We start from the raw sequence: 17,147 nt of genomic DNA on the forward strand, positions 1-17,147 counted from the left end.
CCTGTGGTAGTGCTCTATGCCGTGTAAATGGTGGTGCCGTCCTTGATGGTGCGCAGGACGGAGATGCTCTGGATCGCGGCGGTCTCGACAGTCAACGGGTTAGCGTCGAGCACCGCAAAGTCGGCGCGCTTGCCGACCTCGATCGAGCCGCGCGAGTCTTCTTCGTGGTACTCGTAGGCCGCGTTGATCGTCAGTGCACGCAGAGCTTCAAGCGGTGTCACCCGCTCATCTGCACCAATGACGACGCCGCCGGTCGAACGTCGCTCCACGGCAGTCCATATCAACTGCAGCGGGTTCAGGGGCGTGACGGGGAAGTCCGAGTGGTTCGTCGGATGTAGCCCTTTGTCGATCGCGGAACGCATCGGGGAGATGCCAAAGGCTCGCTTCTCGCCAAAGTTCTTGACGTGTGTGTCACCGAAGAGCCATGTGTGGATGGTGAACATCGACGGCTCAAAGCCCTCGGCGACGTATTCATCGAGCTGCTCTTGCTTCATCACCTGCGAGTGAATCGGGATGGTGCGTCCGGGAGGGGTAGCGCCCGCAGCCTTCGCGGCACGGTGCGCCTCAAGAAGCTGAGTGATGGCAGCGTCACCGTTGCAGTGGGCGTAGACCTGCACGCTATTGCGGTATGCGAGTTCGACGACCTTATTGGTCTCCTCCTGGTCGACAACAGCGATGCCGTGCCAGTGAGTCTCCCCAGAAGGACCTCCCGTGAGGTACTCCTCGCTGACGTTGGCAGTGCGTCCCTGAGGCGAACCATCGAGGATCAACTTGGTGCCCTGAACCGTGTGTCCTGAGACTTCGGTGCCGATGATGCCATCGTCAATTGCAGTCTGAAGGTCGGGGAAGAAGACCAACGTCTTCACGTCGATGGGCAACGGATTGGCTTCAGCGCTCTCGCGCACAGCCTTCACCGCCTTCCAGTCAGCAGCGCCGTCTTGAGCGGCCACATAGCCCCAGCGAGCGTACTCATCCATCATTGCCCGCAACTCAGCTTCACCAAATGGCGGAAGCGAGAACATCAGCGGGAAGAATGCCTGTTCCCAGACCTCACCCGTCGGCTTCTGAGTGCCGGGAATGCGGATAATCGTTCCGCCATCGGGGTCCTCAGTCGTGTCGTCGTAACCCAGGTCCTTGAGAACCAGGCCATTGGCGACGCCACCGTGGTTCGAGATGTGAACCAGAGCAACGCGGTACTCCGAGAACTCTGAGTCGATGATCTCTGCAGTGATTCCACCGCCATCGTCCATCTCATCGGGGTAGTAGCCCCATCCAAGGATCCACTCGCCAGGTTGCGTGTTGTTGCGTTCCTTCGCTTCGCGGAGCTTGCGCATGATGTCATCAACCGTGCGCGTATCGCCCACCGGTGGGGTGTGTAGTGCCGCGTGCTTGATGTACGGGGCGCCGGCAGTCACGTGGCTGTGCGGGTCGATGAAGCCCGGTGTGACGGTCTTGCCGTCAAGGTCGAGAACGTCAGTGTCGGGGCCTGCGAGGGCCCGGATCTCTTCATTGGTGCCAACGGCGCTGATCTTGCCGTCAGTCACTGCCACGGCCTGAGCCGTGCTGCCAGCGGCATCGACCGTCACGACCGTGCCGCCGACGAGGACAAGTTCGGGTGTAGACATTGCGTACCTTTCTGTGAAGAAACTGCGGCTACTTGGTCGAGGGCGTATCCGGCCCTGCGTCTCGAGAGTCGCTGGCGCCGTCGGAACCAGCGGATTCAACTGGAGCATCTGCTCCGGAGGACTCGACCAGCGCGACGGGAATGCCTTCAGCGGTCAGAGGGCCTGCGGGCAACGTGCCCGCCTTCTTCATGCGGTCTGCCTTGGCGAAGAACAACGTGGAGATGATCGCGAAGAAGACCAAGATCCCAGCGAAAATCAGCATGGTGCCGTCAAAGGCATCGGTGAAGATCTCGGAGGCCTTGCCAATAACGGTCTCGACCTCACCCGAGTCGTACTCGGACATGTCTCCACCCGAGATGTATTGGGTAATCATTCCGGTGTAGACACCCTGCTGCTCAGGCTGCACGTTGGCGTCGGAGAAAGCTTCAGCGATTCCGCGACCGTACTGGCCGAACACGAACGTGGTCGACAGCGCAGTACCCAGGGCGAAACTGAGTTGGCCGATGGCCGTCTTCGACGATGCCATCGCACCAGTCAAGGAGGCCGGGGGCTTGCCCACAAAGTACTGACCCATGGTGGTCTCATTGAGCATCCGGGCAAAGCCACCGATGATGATGAGGACCATGAAGAAGAGGTATGGCGACGTTTCCTTGGTGAGGCCGAAGATCAGCAGCGTGCTGATGAGCAACACGTGACCGATGATGAGGACTCGCGACGGACGCATTCCCTTGGCCAGGATGCGGCCGGCGACGGTAGCACCAGCAACCATGGCAAGGCTCATAGGCATCAGACCCAGCGACACCTGGAGGCCGTCGTACAACAGCACGTACTGCCAGAACATCGACAGCATGATGGTGATGACTGCCTGCCACATGTTGAACGAGAAGCCGGTGGCAACCGAACCTGCGAGCTCGGGGTCGCGGAACAGTTTGACGGGGAACGCGGGGAACTCAATGCGAGCCTCCCACCAGATGAAGAACGCCATGGCGATGAGGCCGATAGCAACGGGGACGTACATCTCGGGTGCGGTCCAGCCATACGTTGCGGCGTTGGAGAGGCCGTAGATGATGCCGATCATCGCGATGGCGATCGCGGCCAATCCGACGTAGTCGAACGGCCCGTTGGAATCCGCCTTAGCTTCCGGTAGGCCCTTCATACACATGAGGAACGCGACGATTGCCACGAACGGCATCAGGAGATAGCCCAGGCGCCAGTCGATTCCGGCGAGCACGCCCACCACAAGACCGAGGATCAGCGCTGCCGCGGTTTGGCCGGCGAGCCAGAAGGCGACTGCCTTGGGCAAGTTGTCTGGCATCACCGCTCTCAGTAGAGCGAAGGAGAGTCCGAATGCTGCTGCGATGCCGATACCCGTGATACCGCGCCCCAGCATGAAGATGAAGGTGGTGGGCGCGATGGCCGTGACGATTCCACCGATCATGGCGATCACCAGACCACTGAGCATGACTTTGCGTCGGCCTAGACGGTCGCCCAGAGCACCGGTCGTAAGAATGAATGCCGCAAGTGCGAGCGTTCCGATGGATGCTGCAAAGGCGCGTTGCGCGCCGTCCATGTCGAGTTCAATTCCGGCGTCGACCACTGCGATGCTGTTCGCGGTGGGGTCGACCACCTGCAAACAAGAAGCCGCTGTCAGCGCGACGAGGGCCGCCGTGGTTCCTTTTTGTTTGGCCGTAATGGCCCCTGCCTGGGATGCCATGCGTCTCTCCTGGAATCGGGGGGGGTACTGATGTTTGTCACGCTACCAGCGGCGTTCTTGACGCGCGCGGGCAACGGTGAGTCACGCATCGGCGCATTGTTGTGCGCCTGCCCGGGTGGTGGTGACGCGCATTGGCTAGCGAGCCGATGCCCGGGTGGTGGTGACGCGCATTGGCTAGCGAGCCGATGCGGTGTGGAACGTGCGTTAGGCGTTGCGGTTGCGCGGGTTGCGTTCAGCACGGCGGAGCTTTCTGCGGTCTTCGTCCCGACGGCGGCGAAGTTCATAGGCGCGGCGGCGCGGCTGGGGAATCGTGAGGTTGAGGATTGGCCCTGTCAGACGCAGACCGAGCGTGACGAGCACGGCCATGATCGTCACCCAAGGGTCATCGATGACGGAGTACAGCGCCGTGTAGGTGACGGCGCCGCCAAAGCCGGCGATGGCGTTGGGAGGGCCAACGTGGACGATGGAGGATGGCTTGCCTTGCAAGATGTCCGCGAGGACCACTCCTCCGATGGAGGCGCACGCGCCGATGAGCGCTGAGGGCAGTAGACCGAGCCCCGCGATCAGTGCGGCGTTGGCGCCTACGCATGCAAACAGTCCGATGGCGAGGGTGTCGAGGGACCACAGCAACCGTTGGATGCGTGCCACGTAGTACAGCGCGACCGCACCAATGAGTGTCGCGACCATGGCGGCGATGAGGTAGCGCGCATCCCGGAACGCCGCGGGGGGTAGGTTGCCGAGCAAGATGTCGCGGACGAGCCCGCCGCCAAAGCCGAGTACGGCCGCGAGAGTGAACATGCCGACGACATCGACCTTGGGGTCTTCTCCTGCGCGCACGGTACCCACCAGGGCGCCCACGAACACCGCTGCGAGATTGATCGCGAGCGGAATGTCGAGGACGACGGGGAGCTCTGTCACACGGCCAGCCTAGGGCTAAGCCTCACCACACGGCGGGGGAGCGACGCTTCAGCGTTGAGCGTGTCTGTCGCTCACCAGAGATTGTCCGCGCCAGCCGTGTAGCGTCAGACCTATCGCGCACAATGCGGATGCATGGAGGGACTATGAGTCAAACGAGCAGTGTGCCATCGGGTACTGCGGCAGCGCCATCGAAGTTCACTGCTCGACAGTGGCTCTTACTGCTGGGGTGCGGCATGGGCTTCGCCATCACTGGTGCGGACCCTGCGGTGTTTTCAGCAAACATCTCTCTCATTCGTGCGGACCTGGGGCTCGATAGTTCCCAAACGGCCTTCATCGCGTCGCTGGCGACGTTGATGTTGGCTGCGGTCATTCTGGGTGCGGGGGTGCTTGGAGATATTCGCGGCAAGAAGCAAATGTTCATCGTCGGTGCACTCATCACTGTGGTGGGTGAAGTTGCCGTGGCGCTTTCCCCCAACTTTGCGGCCTTAGTGGGCGCACGCATGGTCGTCGGGGTGGGGTTCGCGTTCCTGCTTGGCCTGTCACTGACCATCGTCAATGCGTCGTTTACTGCTGAACAGCGGCCCCGTGCGATTGGCATGTATCTGGCGCTCGCTTTCGCGTGTACGGCACCCATGCCCGCCATCGCGAGTCTCATTGCGGCGAACGTGGGGTGGCGCGCAGGCTTCTTGGTCTTTGCGGTGGTGGCGTTGATCTCTGGGGCAATTGCTTGGAAGTTCATTGATCCCATTCCCGTGGCCAAGGGGCGTCGCTTCGATGTGCCCGGGATTGCGCTCGCGGCGGTCGCCTTGGTCGGCCTCGTTCTGGGTATCTCGCGCCTGCAGGAGGGCGTGAACTCGTACTCATTGATTCCGCTCGGCATTGGCCTTGCTGCTGGCGTGGGTTTCGTCATGGTGGAGAGGCGTGTGGAGCAGCCCGCTCTGGATCTACGGCTGTTTAGTCGGGGTCCGTTCAATGCGGGTGTGGCCGGCGGTGCAACGTTCAACTTCATGACGGGTGGTTTCACGCTTCTGGTGTCGTACTACCTCGTGGTTGTTCAAGATGCTTCGACGGCCGTGCTGGGGATCATAATGATCCCGGCTGCGCTCATTCAGGCGTTCGCAGCAGGCTGGGCTGGACGGCTCATCACGCGGTTCGGGAGCCGCACGAGTCTCCTGTTCGGGCTGACGGTGTGCACCGTGACGTGCGTGTTGTTTGCCACGCTGGGTGTGAACTCGTCTATGGCATTGGTCGTGGTGGCATTCATCATGCTGTCGCTGTCGAATGCTTTCACGCAGACTCCCGAATCCAACCTCATGATGTCGTTTGCACCTCGGGAACTAGGTGGTTCGATCGCCGGTGTGAAGTCGGGAATCGGCCAGACGTTCTACTCGCTGGGCCCGGTGGTCTTCTCAGTGATCGCGTCGATGTTCTTGCAGGCGTTCGGTGCAGAAAAGATGGCGGCAGCTGGTGTTGATTCAGATGAGGTCCGTGGTGCATTTGATGCAGCTGATGGCACCGCGCAGTCCGGAAGTACGGGCGGTAGCCAGATCCTCGATCCGGACCAGGCCGCCGAGGTGACGGAGGCCATTCGGGAACCCTTTGCCCAGGCGCTGCAGGCGACCAGCCTCACCGTCGCCATCGTTCCTATTGTTGCGATCCTGCTGGTGATGCGCTTGCTCCCCAAGGAGTCAAAGGAGTCCAAGCCGGCCGCTGGCGCCGGCACTTCTGAGAAGGACTGACTCGGCCTCACACCACAAAGGCCACCTGGACGCGTGCTGCGTCCCGGTGGCCTCGGTGGTGTTGCACACACAACGCTTAGGGTGATTGCGACCCTTCACGGTTCGCAAAGCGTTGCTGCAGGAGTACTGCGATGACAATGATGATGCCCTTGGCGACAAGTTGGACCGACGAGGACAAGTTGTTCTGCGTGAACACGTTGGTGAGCGTCGAGAACAGGAGCACACCGAGCACGGTGCCTCCGATGGTGCCGCGGCCACCGATGAGGAGCGTGCCACCCACGACGACGGCCGCGATGACGTCCAGCTCCAAGAGGAGACCGTGAGTGGACGTACCCGCGGTGGTGCGGGAGAGCATCATGGTTCCGGCGATGCCAGCGCACGCTCCGGCGAGCATGTACAGGTACACGGTGTGACGGCGGACGTTCACACCGGCAAGGCGAGCGGCCGTCGCGTTGCCGCCGATCGCGACGGTGCGGCGGCCAAAGGTGGTGCGATTGAGCAGGAACCAGCCGATGAGTGTCACGATGATGAAGATCCAGACAACCCAGGAAATCCCGAGCAGGTCGCCACGGAAGAAGTCAAGGAATCCGTCGTTCGTCACGATCTGGGTTTGCCGCTGCGAGATGAGCTCCGCGAGACCGCGTGCGGCCACGAGCATGGCCAACGTCGCCATAAAAGCCACGACCTTGCCGTAGGCAATGATGAAGCCGTTGGTCAGTCCGGCAAGGACACCCACGGCGATCGCGACGAACACCATCAGGGGCCAGAAGCCATCGGCCGCCGTCTGGATTGCTCCTAGTGACGCGACCACCGATGAGAGCCCGAGGACCGATCCGACTGAAAGGTCGATGCCTCCGGCGGTGATGACGAAGGTGACTCCGATGGCTACGACGCCTGTGATGGATGCCAGACGGAGGATCACGAGCATGTTGTCGACGCTGGCGAAGTTCTCGCCGGCGGTCACGGTGCCGATGACAACAAGCAGGAGGAGGGCAACGACAAGGCCGATGCTCCGGCCGGCGGGGCTGGAGAAGAAGCGACTGACTGCGCTGGGGCCGGCTTCTGTTGCGGCCGGCGGCGCTGCCGGTTCCTCAGTGGTAGTGGGGCTAGGGGTGGTCTGCTCGCTCATGCGGCGCTTCCCTTCATGACGAGGTCGAGCACTCCGTGCTCGTCGATTTCGGAGGTGGGCTTTTCATCTAGAACACGGCCATCGGCCAGAACAAGGACGCGGTCTGCGAGTCCGAGGACCTCGTCGATCTCACTGGAGACAACGAGGATCGCGGTGCCCGCAGCAGCGAGTTTGCGAATCAGGGTGTAAATCTCGACGCGGGCACCGACGTCAACGCCACGGGTGGGCTCGTCGAGGAGCAGCACTTCTGTTCCGTGGATGAGCCAGCGTGCCAGCATGATCTTCTGCTGGTTTCCGCCGGACAGGGTGCGCGTGATGCGGTTGGGTTCTGCCGGGCGGAGCTCGAGTGCACGCATTTGTTCTGCGGTGGCGTCGCGTTCGGCTGCTTCGTTGAGCAGGGGGCCGCGAGCGAAGCGCGCGAAACTTGCGAGCGTGGCGTTGCGGTAGATGGGTTCATCGAGGATGAGCCCTTGGCTTTTGCGTTCTTCTGGGGCGAGACCCATTTCTGCATCGACGGCATCGCGCACTGATCCGGGGCGCAACTTGGTGCCCTTGACTGAGACGGTGCCTGCAGTTGCCTTGCGGTGGCCGGCAATCGTTTCCATGATTTCGGACCGCCCGGACCCTACGAGGCCTGCGATGCCGACGACTTCGCCAGCCCGGATCGAGAGGGATACGTCGCTGAAGTGGCTTCCCAGTGCGAGGTCCTTTACTTCTAGGACTACTGGGGCATCGTCGGGGACGCCGGGTGCTGGCGGGAAGACGTTTTCCACGTCGCGGCCTGTCATCAGCGAGATCAGTTCCCGTGTGGGGGTATCCGAGACGGCGATGCTTGACGCGACGGACTTGCCGTCCTTCAGCACGGTGATGCGGTCACCGATTCGCTCGATCTCCTCGAGGCGGTGAGAGATGTAGATGACGGCGATGCCTTCCTTGGTCAGCTCCTCGACCACACGGAAGAGGTTGTCGACCTCCTCGGTGTCGAGGACGGCGGAAGGCTCATCCATGATCATCAACTTGATGTCGTGGGAGAGAGCGCGAGCCATCGAGACGATCTGCTGGTTGGCGGGGGAGAGTGTCCCGACTTCGCGCGTGGGGCTTAACTGTGGGTGTCCCAGGCGATCCATGAGGGCGCGCGTGCGCTTGTTTGCTTCGCGGCGCTGCAGGACACCTCCTTTGTCGAGCTCGTGACCGAGGAAGATGTTCTCCGCAATAGAGAGGCCCTCAACGACGTCGAGTTCCTGGTACATCGTGGCGATGCCCAGCTCGAGAGCCGCGATGGGGTGGTCGATGGTGACCTTGTCGCCGTTCCACAGGATGTCGCCCTCGTCAGGCTGGTGGGCCCCTGAGAGGGTTTTGATGAGGGTGGACTTGCCGGCGCCGTTCTGCCCAAGAACGCAGTGCACCTCCCCTGGGCGCACGTCGAGAGTGACGCCCTGCAGTGCGCGGGCGCTTCCAAAGGACTTGATGAGGCCCCGGACCTCCAGTAATGACACGGGGTGGTCGTCTTTGATCACGAGACGAACATAACATGACGGTTACGGCGCTGGGAAGAATTGGGATTTCGTGTCTGCGGCAACAATCCCAGGACTAACGCCCCTGGTAATAGGGCCTACGCCTCCTGCATTGACCCAATCTGACCCTAAGAGAGCGCGCTCATCGTTGCCAAACCGTTATGACGAGCGACGTACAAAAGATGGCTCACCGAGGTTTAAGTCTGTTACGTTGACGTTGTCAGTGTGGACATCGACCGCCGAATCGACCTTGTGAAATTCGGTATTGGGTGACCCTCATCTCTGGCAACGACGACAGTGATTCATTTCAGGAGGAACTCATGTACACCATTGGCACCGCACGTAAGCGGATGCTTGTCGCAGGCACAGCGGCAGTCGCAGCCGTAGCACTGCTCGCAGGTTGCAGCTCAGACAGCAGCTCCGACGATTCCAGCGGCTCCGACGACGCGGGCACATCGGCAGATGCTGATGCCTCGGGCGACGAGTCCGGTGAGACCGTCGTGATTGGCTTCTCTGGTCCCGCAGCTGACCACGGCTGGTTGGGTGCCATTAACTCGGCCGCCATTGCAGAAGCAGAAAGCTACGACGACGTCGAACTTCGTGTCGCTGAAGGTACCAACGACGCAGCACTGCAGATCAGCCAGGTCGAGACCTTCGTCAACGAAGGCGTCGACGTCATCGTCCTGCTCCCCACGGACGGCGCAGCGCTGACCGAGGCTGCACTTGGCGCAATGGAGGCCGGCGTGCCGGTCATCAACGTGGACCGCGAATTCTCGTCCACCGACGCAGCCCGCGTCACCGTTCTTGGTGACAACTACGGCATGGGCGTTTCCGCAGGCCGTTACATCTGCGAGAACGTCGACGACCCCTCGACCGCCATCGTGGGCGAGATCGCAGGAATTGACTCCCTGCCTCTGACCCAGGACCGCACTGAGGGCTTCAACCACGCACTTGAGGAGTGCGGCATCACCGTTGCCGCACGTGTTGCTGCCGACTTCACCGTCGCTGGCGGCCAGGAAGTCACGGCCCAGCTCCTGAGTGCTAACCCTGAGTTCGACGCAATCTGGAACCACGATGACGACCAGGGCATCGGCGTCCTGGCCGCCATTGATGAGGCTGGCCGCGACGAGTTCTTCATGGTGGGTGGCGCTGGTTCGCTGAACGCCATGGAAGACATCCAGGCCGACGACACCGTCCTCAAGGCCACCGTCATCTACCCCTCGACCCAGGCCGCTGACGGCATTGCGCTGGCACGTCTGCTCGCACAGGGCAAGGACATGGAGAGCCTCGTCTCGCCCGGAATCCCGACCCGTGTCGTCCTCGACGCACCCGTCGTGACGATGGACAACGTCGACGACTACATCCAGTACGGCTTCGAGTCCTAAGCCGGTAGCAGACGGCGGCTGTCCGTGCCTCACGGTACGGGCGGCCGCCGTCGCTCACCGCGGCAGATTCCCTTCGTACGAAAGCGAGACCCGCTATGAATAGCCCTTTGCGTGTCGCCATGATCGGTAACGGATTCATGGGCGCCACACACTCCCAGGGGTGGCGCACCGCCCCCCGCGTGTTTGATCTCGACCTGCAGCCCGAGATGGCTGTGATGGTCGGGCGCAATCCAGAAAAGAACGCCCAGCTGGCTGCCAAGTGGGGGTGGGCAGAAGCCAGCGAAGACTTTGAGGCCGTCCTGTCCCGCGATGACATCGACGTCATCGACATCGTGACACCTGGCGACCTACACCACGACATGGCGATTGCTGCCTTGCGCGCGGGGAAGCACGTGCTGTGTGAGAAGCCACTTGCCAACACGGTTGAGCAAGCCCAGGAAATGGCCGATGCTGCGGCCACGGCCCGTGCCAACGGCATCGTCGCCATGGTCGGCTTTACGTACCGCCGTGTCCCTGCCGTGGCTTTTGCCCGCCAGCTGGTGGAACGAGGCGCTGTAGGCCAGATCCGCCAAGTCCGCGCTCAGTACTTGCAGGACTGGCTGGCGGACCCGGGTTCGCCGTTGACCTGGCGTCTTGATAAGAGCAAGGCCGGTTCAGGTGCGCTGGGCGACATCGGCGCTCACGCCGTGGACCTGGCCCAGTTCGTGACCGGCTTGAACCTGACCGAGGTCTCCGGCGTGATGGAGACCTTCGTCAAGGAACGTCCAGTGCTGGCTGAGGGTCAGGGACTCTCTGGATCGGCGGGTACGGAGACTGGGCCTGTCACAGTTGACGACTACGCGGCGTTCCACGGACGCTTCGACTCAGGCGCACTGGGGCTGTTTGAAGCGACCCGGTTCGCTACGGGACGCAAGAACGCGTTGCGCCTCGAAGTCTCGGGAGACAAAGGCTCTCTCGCCTTCGACTTCGAAGACATGAACGTGATCGAGTACTACGACGCGACTGCTCCTTCAACCGAACAGGGTTTCCGCCGCATCTTTGTGACCGAAGCGGAGCACCCGTATCTCGAGGCGTGGTGGCCCCCGGGCCACGGTCTCGGCTACGAGCATGGCTTCTCTCATCAGGTCCGCGACCTCGTGCAAGCCATTGCCGCGGGCGAGCAGGCCACCCCCACGTTTGATGACGGCTACCAGGTACAGCGAGTGCTGGACGCCGTTGAACGCAGCTCAGCACGCGGCTCTGCGTGGACCGCGACCCAGTAACGACACGATTCAAGGATTGAGGAGCATTCTCATGGCTCGACAGATCAGTTTGTTCACCGGCCAGTGGGCCGACCTACCCTTGGAGGAAGTCGCTGAACTCGCCTCCGGGTGGGGTTATGACGGCCTCGAACTCGCGTGTTGGGGAGATCACCTCGACGTGACGCGATGGGACGACGCCGAGTACGTTCAGGGCCGCAAGGACTTGATGGCTCGTCACGGCCTCGCCATTGTCGCGATCTCGAACCACCTCACCGGTCAGGCAGTCTGTGACGACCCGATCGACCGTCGCCACCAGGAGATCCTGGCTCCCGAGGTGTGGGGAGACGGAGACCCCGAGGGTGTGCGTCAGCGTGCGGCCGAGGTCATCAAGGACACCGCCCGCATGGCTTCGCGGCTGGGTGTCTCCACCGTGGTGGGCTTTACCGGATCGTCGATCTGGAAGACCCTCGCGATGTTCCCGCCAGTGCCCGAGGACATGATTGAGGCTGGCTACCAGGACTTCGCGGACCGCTGGAATCCCATCATGGATGTGTTCGAAGAAGAGGGAGTGCGGTTCGCGCTCGAAGTGCACCCCAGCGAGATTGCCTACGACTACTGGACGGCCAAGAAGACCCTCGAAGTCATGGGTAACCGGGAATCCTTCGGTCTGAACTGGGACCCCAGCCACATGGTGTGGCAGGACCTCGACCCGGTGAGTTTCCTATGGGACTTCCAAGACCGGATCTACCACGTCCACTGCAAGGACACCAAGAAGCGCCTCAATGGACGCAACGGCCGGCTGTCCTCGCACCTTCCATGGGCCGACCCTCGTCGTGGCTGGGACTTCATCTCGACAGGACACGGTGACGTGCCCTGGGAGGACGCGTTCCGGATGCTGAACGCCATCAACTACCAGGGACCTCTGTCTGTGGAGTGGGAAGACGCGGGCATGGATCGATTGGTTGGTGCTCCCGAGGCGCTGGACATGGTTCGCCGTCTTGCCTTCGATGCGCCAGACGCCGCGTTTGACGCTGCGTTTAGCTCGAAGGACTAACTGGACTCAGTGACATCCGCGGTCACAAGCCGCAATCACATCGGCCCGTTCCTCTCTGGGGGAGCGGGCCGATGTTGCATTGAGCGGGGAGTGGGGCTTGCACCCCGGGAGGGTGCCAGGTCCCGAGTGGCTTGCGGTGGCATGTGTCTCGCGGTGGCACGTTTCTCGCGGTGGCACGTGTCTCGACAGCGCTGTCGGGGCTGACGAGGGTCTCGGCTGTTAGGCAGACAGGGTCTCGACGATGAGGTCCTCGACGCTCTCGGCGGAGAGCGCGTGCTGACGAGCCATCGATGATGCACCCGAGACAGCTGCCTTATCGGTGCCGCGCGAGCGCACAATCTGCAAGCTGCTCGTCGCAAGCGGTGAACCGCGTGTGTAAATGATCTCGCGCACTCCGGCCAGGAGGTGGTCTCCGGCGTTCGCAATGGGTCCGCCAAGAACGATCACAGCTGGATTGATCAAGCTCACACAAGTGGTCAGCACGCGCGCGATGGTGCGTCCGGCTTCGCGCGCGGCACGGACCGCTTCAATGTCGCCTCGCATGATGGCTGCGGCAACGTCTTGTGGGGTTTCTATGTCGAGGCCAGCTTCGTGCAGCGTGTTGGCGATCGCGGGCCCTGCGGCGACTGCTTCTAGGCAGCCCATGGCACCACAGCGGCACAGCACGTTCTCGGCTTCAGGTACCCAAATGTGGCCGATGTCCCCGGCGATGCCTTGTGCCCCGCGGTGCATACGTCCACCCGCGATCACGCCGGCTCCGATGCCTGACGACACCTTCACGAACAGCATGTCATTGACTTCTGGCCAGTGATCATTGCGTTCACCGACGGCCATGACGTTCACATCGTTGTCAACCAGGGTCGCGACGCCAAAGGCCTCGGTGAGTTTGCCGGGGACGTCGTAACGGTCCCAGCCGGGCATGATCGGCGGGTCGATGGGGCGTCCCGTGCGGTGTTCGACTGGCCCGGGAAGGCCAACTCCTACGGCACGGAGAAAGTCGGGCGCAGGATAGTCCGCGAGGAGCTTTCGGCCCTCGTCGATGACCCAGGAGAGCACTGCTTCAGGTCCGTCGGACACTGGAATGGAAACTTCGGAATCGACCAGCAGTGTTCCTTGAAGGTCGCTCACGCCGATGTGGGCGTGAGTGGCGCCGATGTCAACGCCGAGCACTCCGTGCTGGGTGCCATCGAACTGGAACTGGCGCGATGGTCGGCCGCCGGTCGAGGCGGCGTCCGCGACGGGTCGGATGAGCCCGATGTTGAGGAGCGCGTCAACGCGTGCTGCCACAGTGGAGCGAGCCAGGCCTGTGAGCGTGGCTAGTTCAGAGCGAGTGCGCGGAACTCCGTCACGGAGAATTTGAAAGATCTCCGACTGCGCGGACCCGCTGAGTGTTTCTTGTCCGCGAGGGTCGATCATTTGACGATTCTATCGGACGGTCGTGCCGCAATGGCGCAAAAAACGCAAATCCGTGCAACTTTTGTTCGTTCCCCGGCGTAAGCATGGTGTGCAGGCGGCGCCAGGTGTTCGCACGCCACACGTGAGCGCCGACGAAGTGGCCCCCACGCATGGCACGCGAACATCATGTGGATGATGGTTACCCGAGCAACTTCGCTTTCGCTGCAGCGAATTCCGCATCAGAGAGGATTCCTGCCGCCTTCATGTTGGCGAGCTTGTCGAGTTGTTCCATGAGGTCAGTTCCGCCGCTGGCTGCGGGCGTAGGGGACTGGGCTACCTGTGGGGCGGGCGCTTGAGCCTGCTGCTGTTCCACGTAGGCCTGTTCCTGTCGGGACTGGGCGCGGCCGGCCTGGCGACGGGCAACATTCCCTGAGACGGCGGTGGCGGTGCCAGAGATGACTGCGGTGCGGGCCATCGTGCCGATGAGCCCTGGACGTCCAATGCGACGTGGCATATCAGTTCTCCTCGCTCTCGAGCGCGGCGATTTCGTCGAGGACTTCCTGAACCACTGGGCCTGGAATCCGGATCGAGTCGATCAGTTCGCCTCCAGCGGCTTCGAGTGCGTCCCGTACAGGCTTCATCCAGGTGTGCTCAAAGACCAACATGGCCGCGGCGCCTCCCACGGGGAGATCGGCTGCGAGCTCTTCAACGTCGTCCTCCGACACGAGGCCGTCGACCCGATCCATGACTTCGGCCAAACGTGCTGCCTCGGGATCGTCGCTCACCTGGTCAAGTTCCAGGTACGTCAGATCATCGGCGCCGTCGCGACGTACAAAGACGCCGTCAATCACAGTGATGGTGCCTGCTTCCACAAGGTCATTCAGGCGGGCGACAATGTCTCCCTTGAACTGGCCATGTTCGAAGCCAAGCACCACGATCTCGATGGGTCCCATAGTCATGGACGGCCACATCCTCTCGTTGTCGCGCGAGGCCAGTGCGACCCCGTCACATCGCAGGCTATTCCCCCGGGGTACCGGCGGCAACCGCGCCGCGCTCCCACGGGTGTTTTGGACTGTGTCCGAGCGGTGCTACTCTGGGTTTACATCCCCCGGATGGCACAAGGCCCCGGCGGATCTCAATCCCTCAGCACTCAGGCGTTTGCGGACGATGGCGTACGCGCACACCCTCTGCGCTTGAGGGGGATTCTCGCACTCAATCAAGAGCCACCCTGGCTCGTGCGAGGGAAGGATAAGCGTGACCGACACGACAGCGGCCGCAGCGGATAAGAGCGCGGCCCTCAGCGCTATGAAACTGCCGCAACTCCAAGCACTGGCATCCGAGCTTGGCGTCTCCGGCGTCAAAAAGATGCGCAAGAGCGACCTCATTGAAGCCATCAGTAACGGAGGGGTAGCTCCCTCCAAGCCCGCGGCTAAGTCCGCGAAGGCTCCGCGCCGCGCAGATGCTGCGGCGACCAAGGCATCGGCTTCCGAAACCCCCGCCGACAGCGGTTCTCCTACGGAGTCCGCAGGCGCCCAGGACAGCAAGCCTGCCGACGCTGAAGGTGCCGATGCACCCGCCAAGGGCCGCGGCCAGGGCAGGAACTCGCAGCGCAACGGCCAGAGCCGCAACGCCAAGAACAGCGAGGCTCCCACTGACGGCGCCAAGAGCGACGGTGGCAAGAACGCGGAAGACCAGAGCGAGCGCGCTCGTCGCGCTGCCGAGGCCGTGCAGCTCGCAAGCGGATCGTCAGATGGAGACTCCAAGAAGGACTCCGGCTCTGACGGGTCCCGCGACGGCGAACGCTCAGGCGATGGCCAAGGCCAGCAGGGCGGCCAGAAGAACAACGACCGCAACAACAACGATCGCAACAGCAAGGGCGGCCAGAACAACGGCGGCCAGGGCAACAACGATCGCAATCACAACGACCGCAACAACAACGACCGCAACAACAACGATGACGACGACCGCGGTGGCCGACGCCGCCGTGGTCGTGGCCGTGGGCGAGGTCGTGGCCGTGATGAACGCGGTGGCAACGACAACAACCAGCAGGGTGGCCGTCAGGACGAGGACGAGGTCCGCGAAGACGAAGAGTTGAGCCCCGTCGGCGGCATCGTCGATGTGCTCGACAACTACGCCTTCGTCCGGACCACCGGCTACCTCGCCGGCAAGTCCGATGTCTACGTCTCCATGAACCAGATCCGCAAGTACGGTCTGCGCAAGGGTGACGCCGTGACCGGTGCCGTCCGTCCTCCCCGCCCAGGTGAGCGTGGACAGCGTCAGAAGTTCAATGCGCTCGCTCGCGTTGACACCGTTAATGGTGTGAGCCCAGAAGAGGCCAAGGGCCGTCCGGTCTTTGGTGACCTCACCCCGCTGTACCCTCAGCAGCGCCTCCACCTCGAGACCGATGCCCGTGAGTTCACTGGCCGTGTCGTGGACTTGGTGGCGCCTATCGGTAAGGGGCAGCGTGGCCTGATTGTGTCGCCTCCCAAAGCTGGTAAGACTCTGGTTCTCCAGGCGATTGCTAACGCCATCAGCGAGAACAACCCTGAGGTTCACCTCATGGTGGTGCTGGTTGACGAGCGTCCTGAAGAAGTCACCGACATGCAGCGCACCGTGAAGGGCGAGGTCATTGCCTCGACCTTCGACCGTCCCGCCGACGACCACACTGCAGTCGCGGAGCTGGCAATTGAGCGCGCGAAGCGTCTCACTGAGCTGGGACAGGACGTCGTGGTGTTGCTCGACTCCATCACCCGTCTGGGCCGTGCCTACAACATCTCGGCACCTGCCTCCGGCCGCATCCTCTCCGGTGGTGTGGACTCGTCCGCGCTGTACCCGCCCAAGCGCTTCTTTGGTGCTGCGCGAAACATCGAGCACGGTGGTTCGTTGACGATCCTCGCGACCGCTCTGGTGGAGACCGGGTCGAAGGCCGACGAGGTCATCTTCGAGGAGTTCAAGGGCACGGGAAACATGGAGCTCAAGCTCTCCCGCCAGCTCGCGGACCGTCGCATCTTCCCGGCCGTCGATGCGAACGCATCGGGTACTCGCCGCGAGGAGATTCTCATGAGCCCCGATGAGCTCAAGGTCATGTGGAAGCTGCGTCGCGTGCTCACCGCGCTCGAGCAGCAGCAGGCCATCGAACTCCTGCTGGGCAAGCTCAAGGAGAACAAGACCAACGCTGAGTTCCTCATGCAGGTCGCCAAGACCACGCCTGGTGGGGACGACTCGCTCTCCAAGTAGTACAACGTTTTCTCTTTCAGGGCCGGGACTGCCATTACGGCGGTCTCGGCCCTGATGAGTTCCCCACGCAGTCGTCGCGCAGCGGTGGAGCGCCCTGATGGTGTTTTACTGCTCATTGCCGCCTGGATTGGGCACTCACGCACCGCCAGCGCCCGATAGTCGCCGGACGATGCTGGGGCGCGGCCGGTCGCACAAT

13 protein-coding genes are annotated in these 17,147 nt (G+C 62.5%); 5 read left to right on the forward strand and 8 right to left on the reverse strand.

Annotated features, from left to right (window positions below; translation table 11 throughout):
- Positions 1-14: 14 nt before the first annotated feature.
- From AOP79_RS06660 to AOP79_RS06670, 3 genes are all read right to left on the reverse strand, one after another.
- On the reverse strand, positions 15-1,625 hold the full coding sequence (locus AOP79_RS06660; protein WP_062071779.1) for an amidohydrolase: 1,611 nt from the start codon (positions 1,623-1,625) through the stop codon (positions 15-17).
- Between the two features lie 28 nt (positions 1,626-1,653).
- Positions 1,654-3,339 (reverse strand): MFS transporter, encoded by a 1,686-nt coding sequence (locus tag AOP79_RS06665; RefSeq protein WP_062071782.1) that lies wholly within the window; start codon positions 3,337-3,339, stop codon positions 1,654-1,656.
- A gap of 204 nt (positions 3,340-3,543) precedes the next feature.
- On the reverse strand, positions 3,544-4,257 hold the full coding sequence (locus AOP79_RS06670; RefSeq protein ID WP_062071784.1) for a trimeric intracellular cation channel family protein: 714 nt from the start codon (positions 4,255-4,257) through the stop codon (positions 3,544-3,546).
- Positions 4,258-4,400: 143 nt separating this feature from the next.
- On the opposite strand from AOP79_RS06670, the gene AOP79_RS06675 reads away from it, so the two are divergent.
- Positions 4,401-5,996 (forward strand): MFS transporter, encoded by a 1,596-nt coding sequence (locus AOP79_RS06675; RefSeq protein ID WP_161794237.1) that lies wholly within the window; start codon positions 4,401-4,403, stop codon positions 5,994-5,996.
- Between the two features lie 76 nt (positions 5,997-6,072).
- Here AOP79_RS06675 and AOP79_RS06680 read toward each other — a convergent pair whose 3' ends face one another.
- Both AOP79_RS06680 and AOP79_RS06685 read right to left on the reverse strand, forming a co-directional pair.
- A complete protein-coding gene (locus tag AOP79_RS06680) occupies positions 6,073-7,125 on the reverse strand; it encodes an ABC transporter permease (RefSeq protein WP_062071788.1) in 1,053 nt (350 codons plus the stop codon).
- Positions 7,122-8,642, reverse strand: coding sequence for a sugar ABC transporter ATP-binding protein (locus AOP79_RS06685; protein ID WP_236683285.1), 1,521 nt, complete (start codon positions 8,640-8,642; stop codon positions 7,122-7,124). The genes AOP79_RS06680 and AOP79_RS06685 overlap by 4 nt, the downstream gene beginning before the upstream one ends.
- A 317-nt stretch (positions 8,643-8,959) precedes the next feature.
- On the opposite strand from AOP79_RS06685, the gene AOP79_RS06690 reads away from it, so the two are divergent.
- From AOP79_RS06690 to AOP79_RS06700, 3 genes are all read left to right on the forward strand, one after another.
- Positions 8,960-10,024 (forward strand): substrate-binding domain-containing protein, encoded by a 1,065-nt coding sequence (locus tag AOP79_RS06690; RefSeq protein WP_062072004.1) that lies wholly within the window; start codon positions 8,960-8,962, stop codon positions 10,022-10,024.
- Between the two features lie 95 nt (positions 10,025-10,119).
- Complete coding sequence (locus AOP79_RS06695) at positions 10,120-11,286, forward strand: Gfo/Idh/MocA family protein (RefSeq protein WP_236683294.1); 1,167 nt, start codon at positions 10,120-10,122, stop codon at positions 11,284-11,286.
- A gap of 31 nt (positions 11,287-11,317) precedes the next feature.
- Positions 11,318-12,319, forward strand: a complete 1,002-nt coding sequence (locus tag AOP79_RS06700; RefSeq protein ID WP_062071791.1) for a sugar phosphate isomerase/epimerase family protein — start codon at positions 11,318-11,320, stop codon at positions 12,317-12,319.
- Positions 12,320-12,538: 219 nt separating this feature from the next.
- Here AOP79_RS06700 and AOP79_RS06705 read toward each other — a convergent pair whose 3' ends face one another.
- The 3 genes from AOP79_RS06705 to AOP79_RS06715 all read right to left on the reverse strand — a co-directional run bounded on the left by AOP79_RS06705 (position 12,539) and on the right by AOP79_RS06715 (position 14,673).
- Complete coding sequence (locus AOP79_RS06705; RefSeq protein WP_062071793.1) at positions 12,539-13,735, reverse strand: ROK family transcriptional regulator; 1,197 nt, start codon at positions 13,733-13,735, stop codon at positions 12,539-12,541.
- Between the two features lie 178 nt (positions 13,736-13,913).
- Positions 13,914-14,228 carry an SHOCT domain-containing protein gene (locus tag AOP79_RS06710; RefSeq protein WP_062071796.1) on the reverse strand — a complete coding sequence of 105 codons (315 nt, stop codon included), beginning with the start codon at positions 14,226-14,228 and terminating at the stop codon, positions 13,914-13,916.
- Between the two features lies 1 nt (position 14,229).
- Positions 14,230-14,673, reverse strand: coding sequence for a DUF6325 family protein (locus tag AOP79_RS06715; protein ID WP_062071798.1), 444 nt, complete (start codon positions 14,671-14,673; stop codon positions 14,230-14,232).
- Between the two features lie 295 nt (positions 14,674-14,968).
- On the opposite strand from AOP79_RS06715, the gene rho reads away from it, so the two are divergent.
- Positions 14,969-16,951 carry a transcription termination factor Rho gene (rho, locus tag AOP79_RS06720; protein WP_062071801.1) on the forward strand — a complete coding sequence of 661 codons (1,983 nt, stop codon included), beginning with the start codon at positions 14,969-14,971 and terminating at the stop codon, positions 16,949-16,951.
- The last annotated feature ends 196 nt before the right edge of the window (positions 16,952-17,147 follow it).

It is taken from the genome of Demequina sediminicola (genome assembly GCF_000975055.1).
Classification (GTDB): Bacteria; Actinomycetota; Actinomycetes; order Actinomycetales; family Demequinaceae; genus Demequina; species Demequina sediminicola.

Excerpts from the sequence above, each read along its gene's own strand:
- AOP79_RS06660 (WP_062071779.1), bottom strand. The coding sequence starts at position 1,625 with ATGTCTACACCCGAACTTGTCCTCGTCGGCGGCACGGTCGTGACGGTC.
- AOP79_RS06665 (WP_062071782.1), bottom strand. The coding sequence starts at position 3,339 with ATGGCATCCCAGGCAGGGGCCATTACGGCCAAACAAAAAGGAACCACG.
- AOP79_RS06675 (WP_161794237.1), top strand. The coding sequence starts at position 4,401 with ATGAGTCAAACGAGCAGTGTGCCATCGGGTACTGCGGCAGCGCCATCG.
- AOP79_RS06680 (WP_062071788.1), bottom strand. The coding sequence starts at position 7,125 with ATGAGCGAGCAGACCACCCCTAGCCCCACTACCACTGAGGAACCGGCA.
- AOP79_RS06690 (WP_062072004.1), top strand. The coding sequence starts at position 8,960 with ATGTACACCATTGGCACCGCACGTAAGCGGATGCTTGTCGCAGGCACA.
- AOP79_RS06695 (WP_236683294.1), top strand. The coding sequence starts at position 10,120 with ATGAATAGCCCTTTGCGTGTCGCCATGATCGGTAACGGATTCATGGGC.
- AOP79_RS06700 (WP_062071791.1), top strand. The coding sequence starts at position 11,318 with ATGGCTCGACAGATCAGTTTGTTCACCGGCCAGTGGGCCGACCTACCC.
- AOP79_RS06705 (WP_062071793.1), bottom strand. The coding sequence starts at position 13,735 with ATGATCGACCCTCGCGGACAAGAAACACTCAGCGGGTCCGCGCAGTCG.
- AOP79_RS06710 (WP_062071796.1), bottom strand. The coding sequence starts at position 14,228 with ATGCCACGTCGCATTGGACGTCCAGGGCTCATCGGCACGATGGCCCGC.
- AOP79_RS06715 (WP_062071798.1), bottom strand. The coding sequence starts at position 14,673 with ATGACTATGGGACCCATCGAGATCGTGGTGCTTGGCTTCGAACATGGC.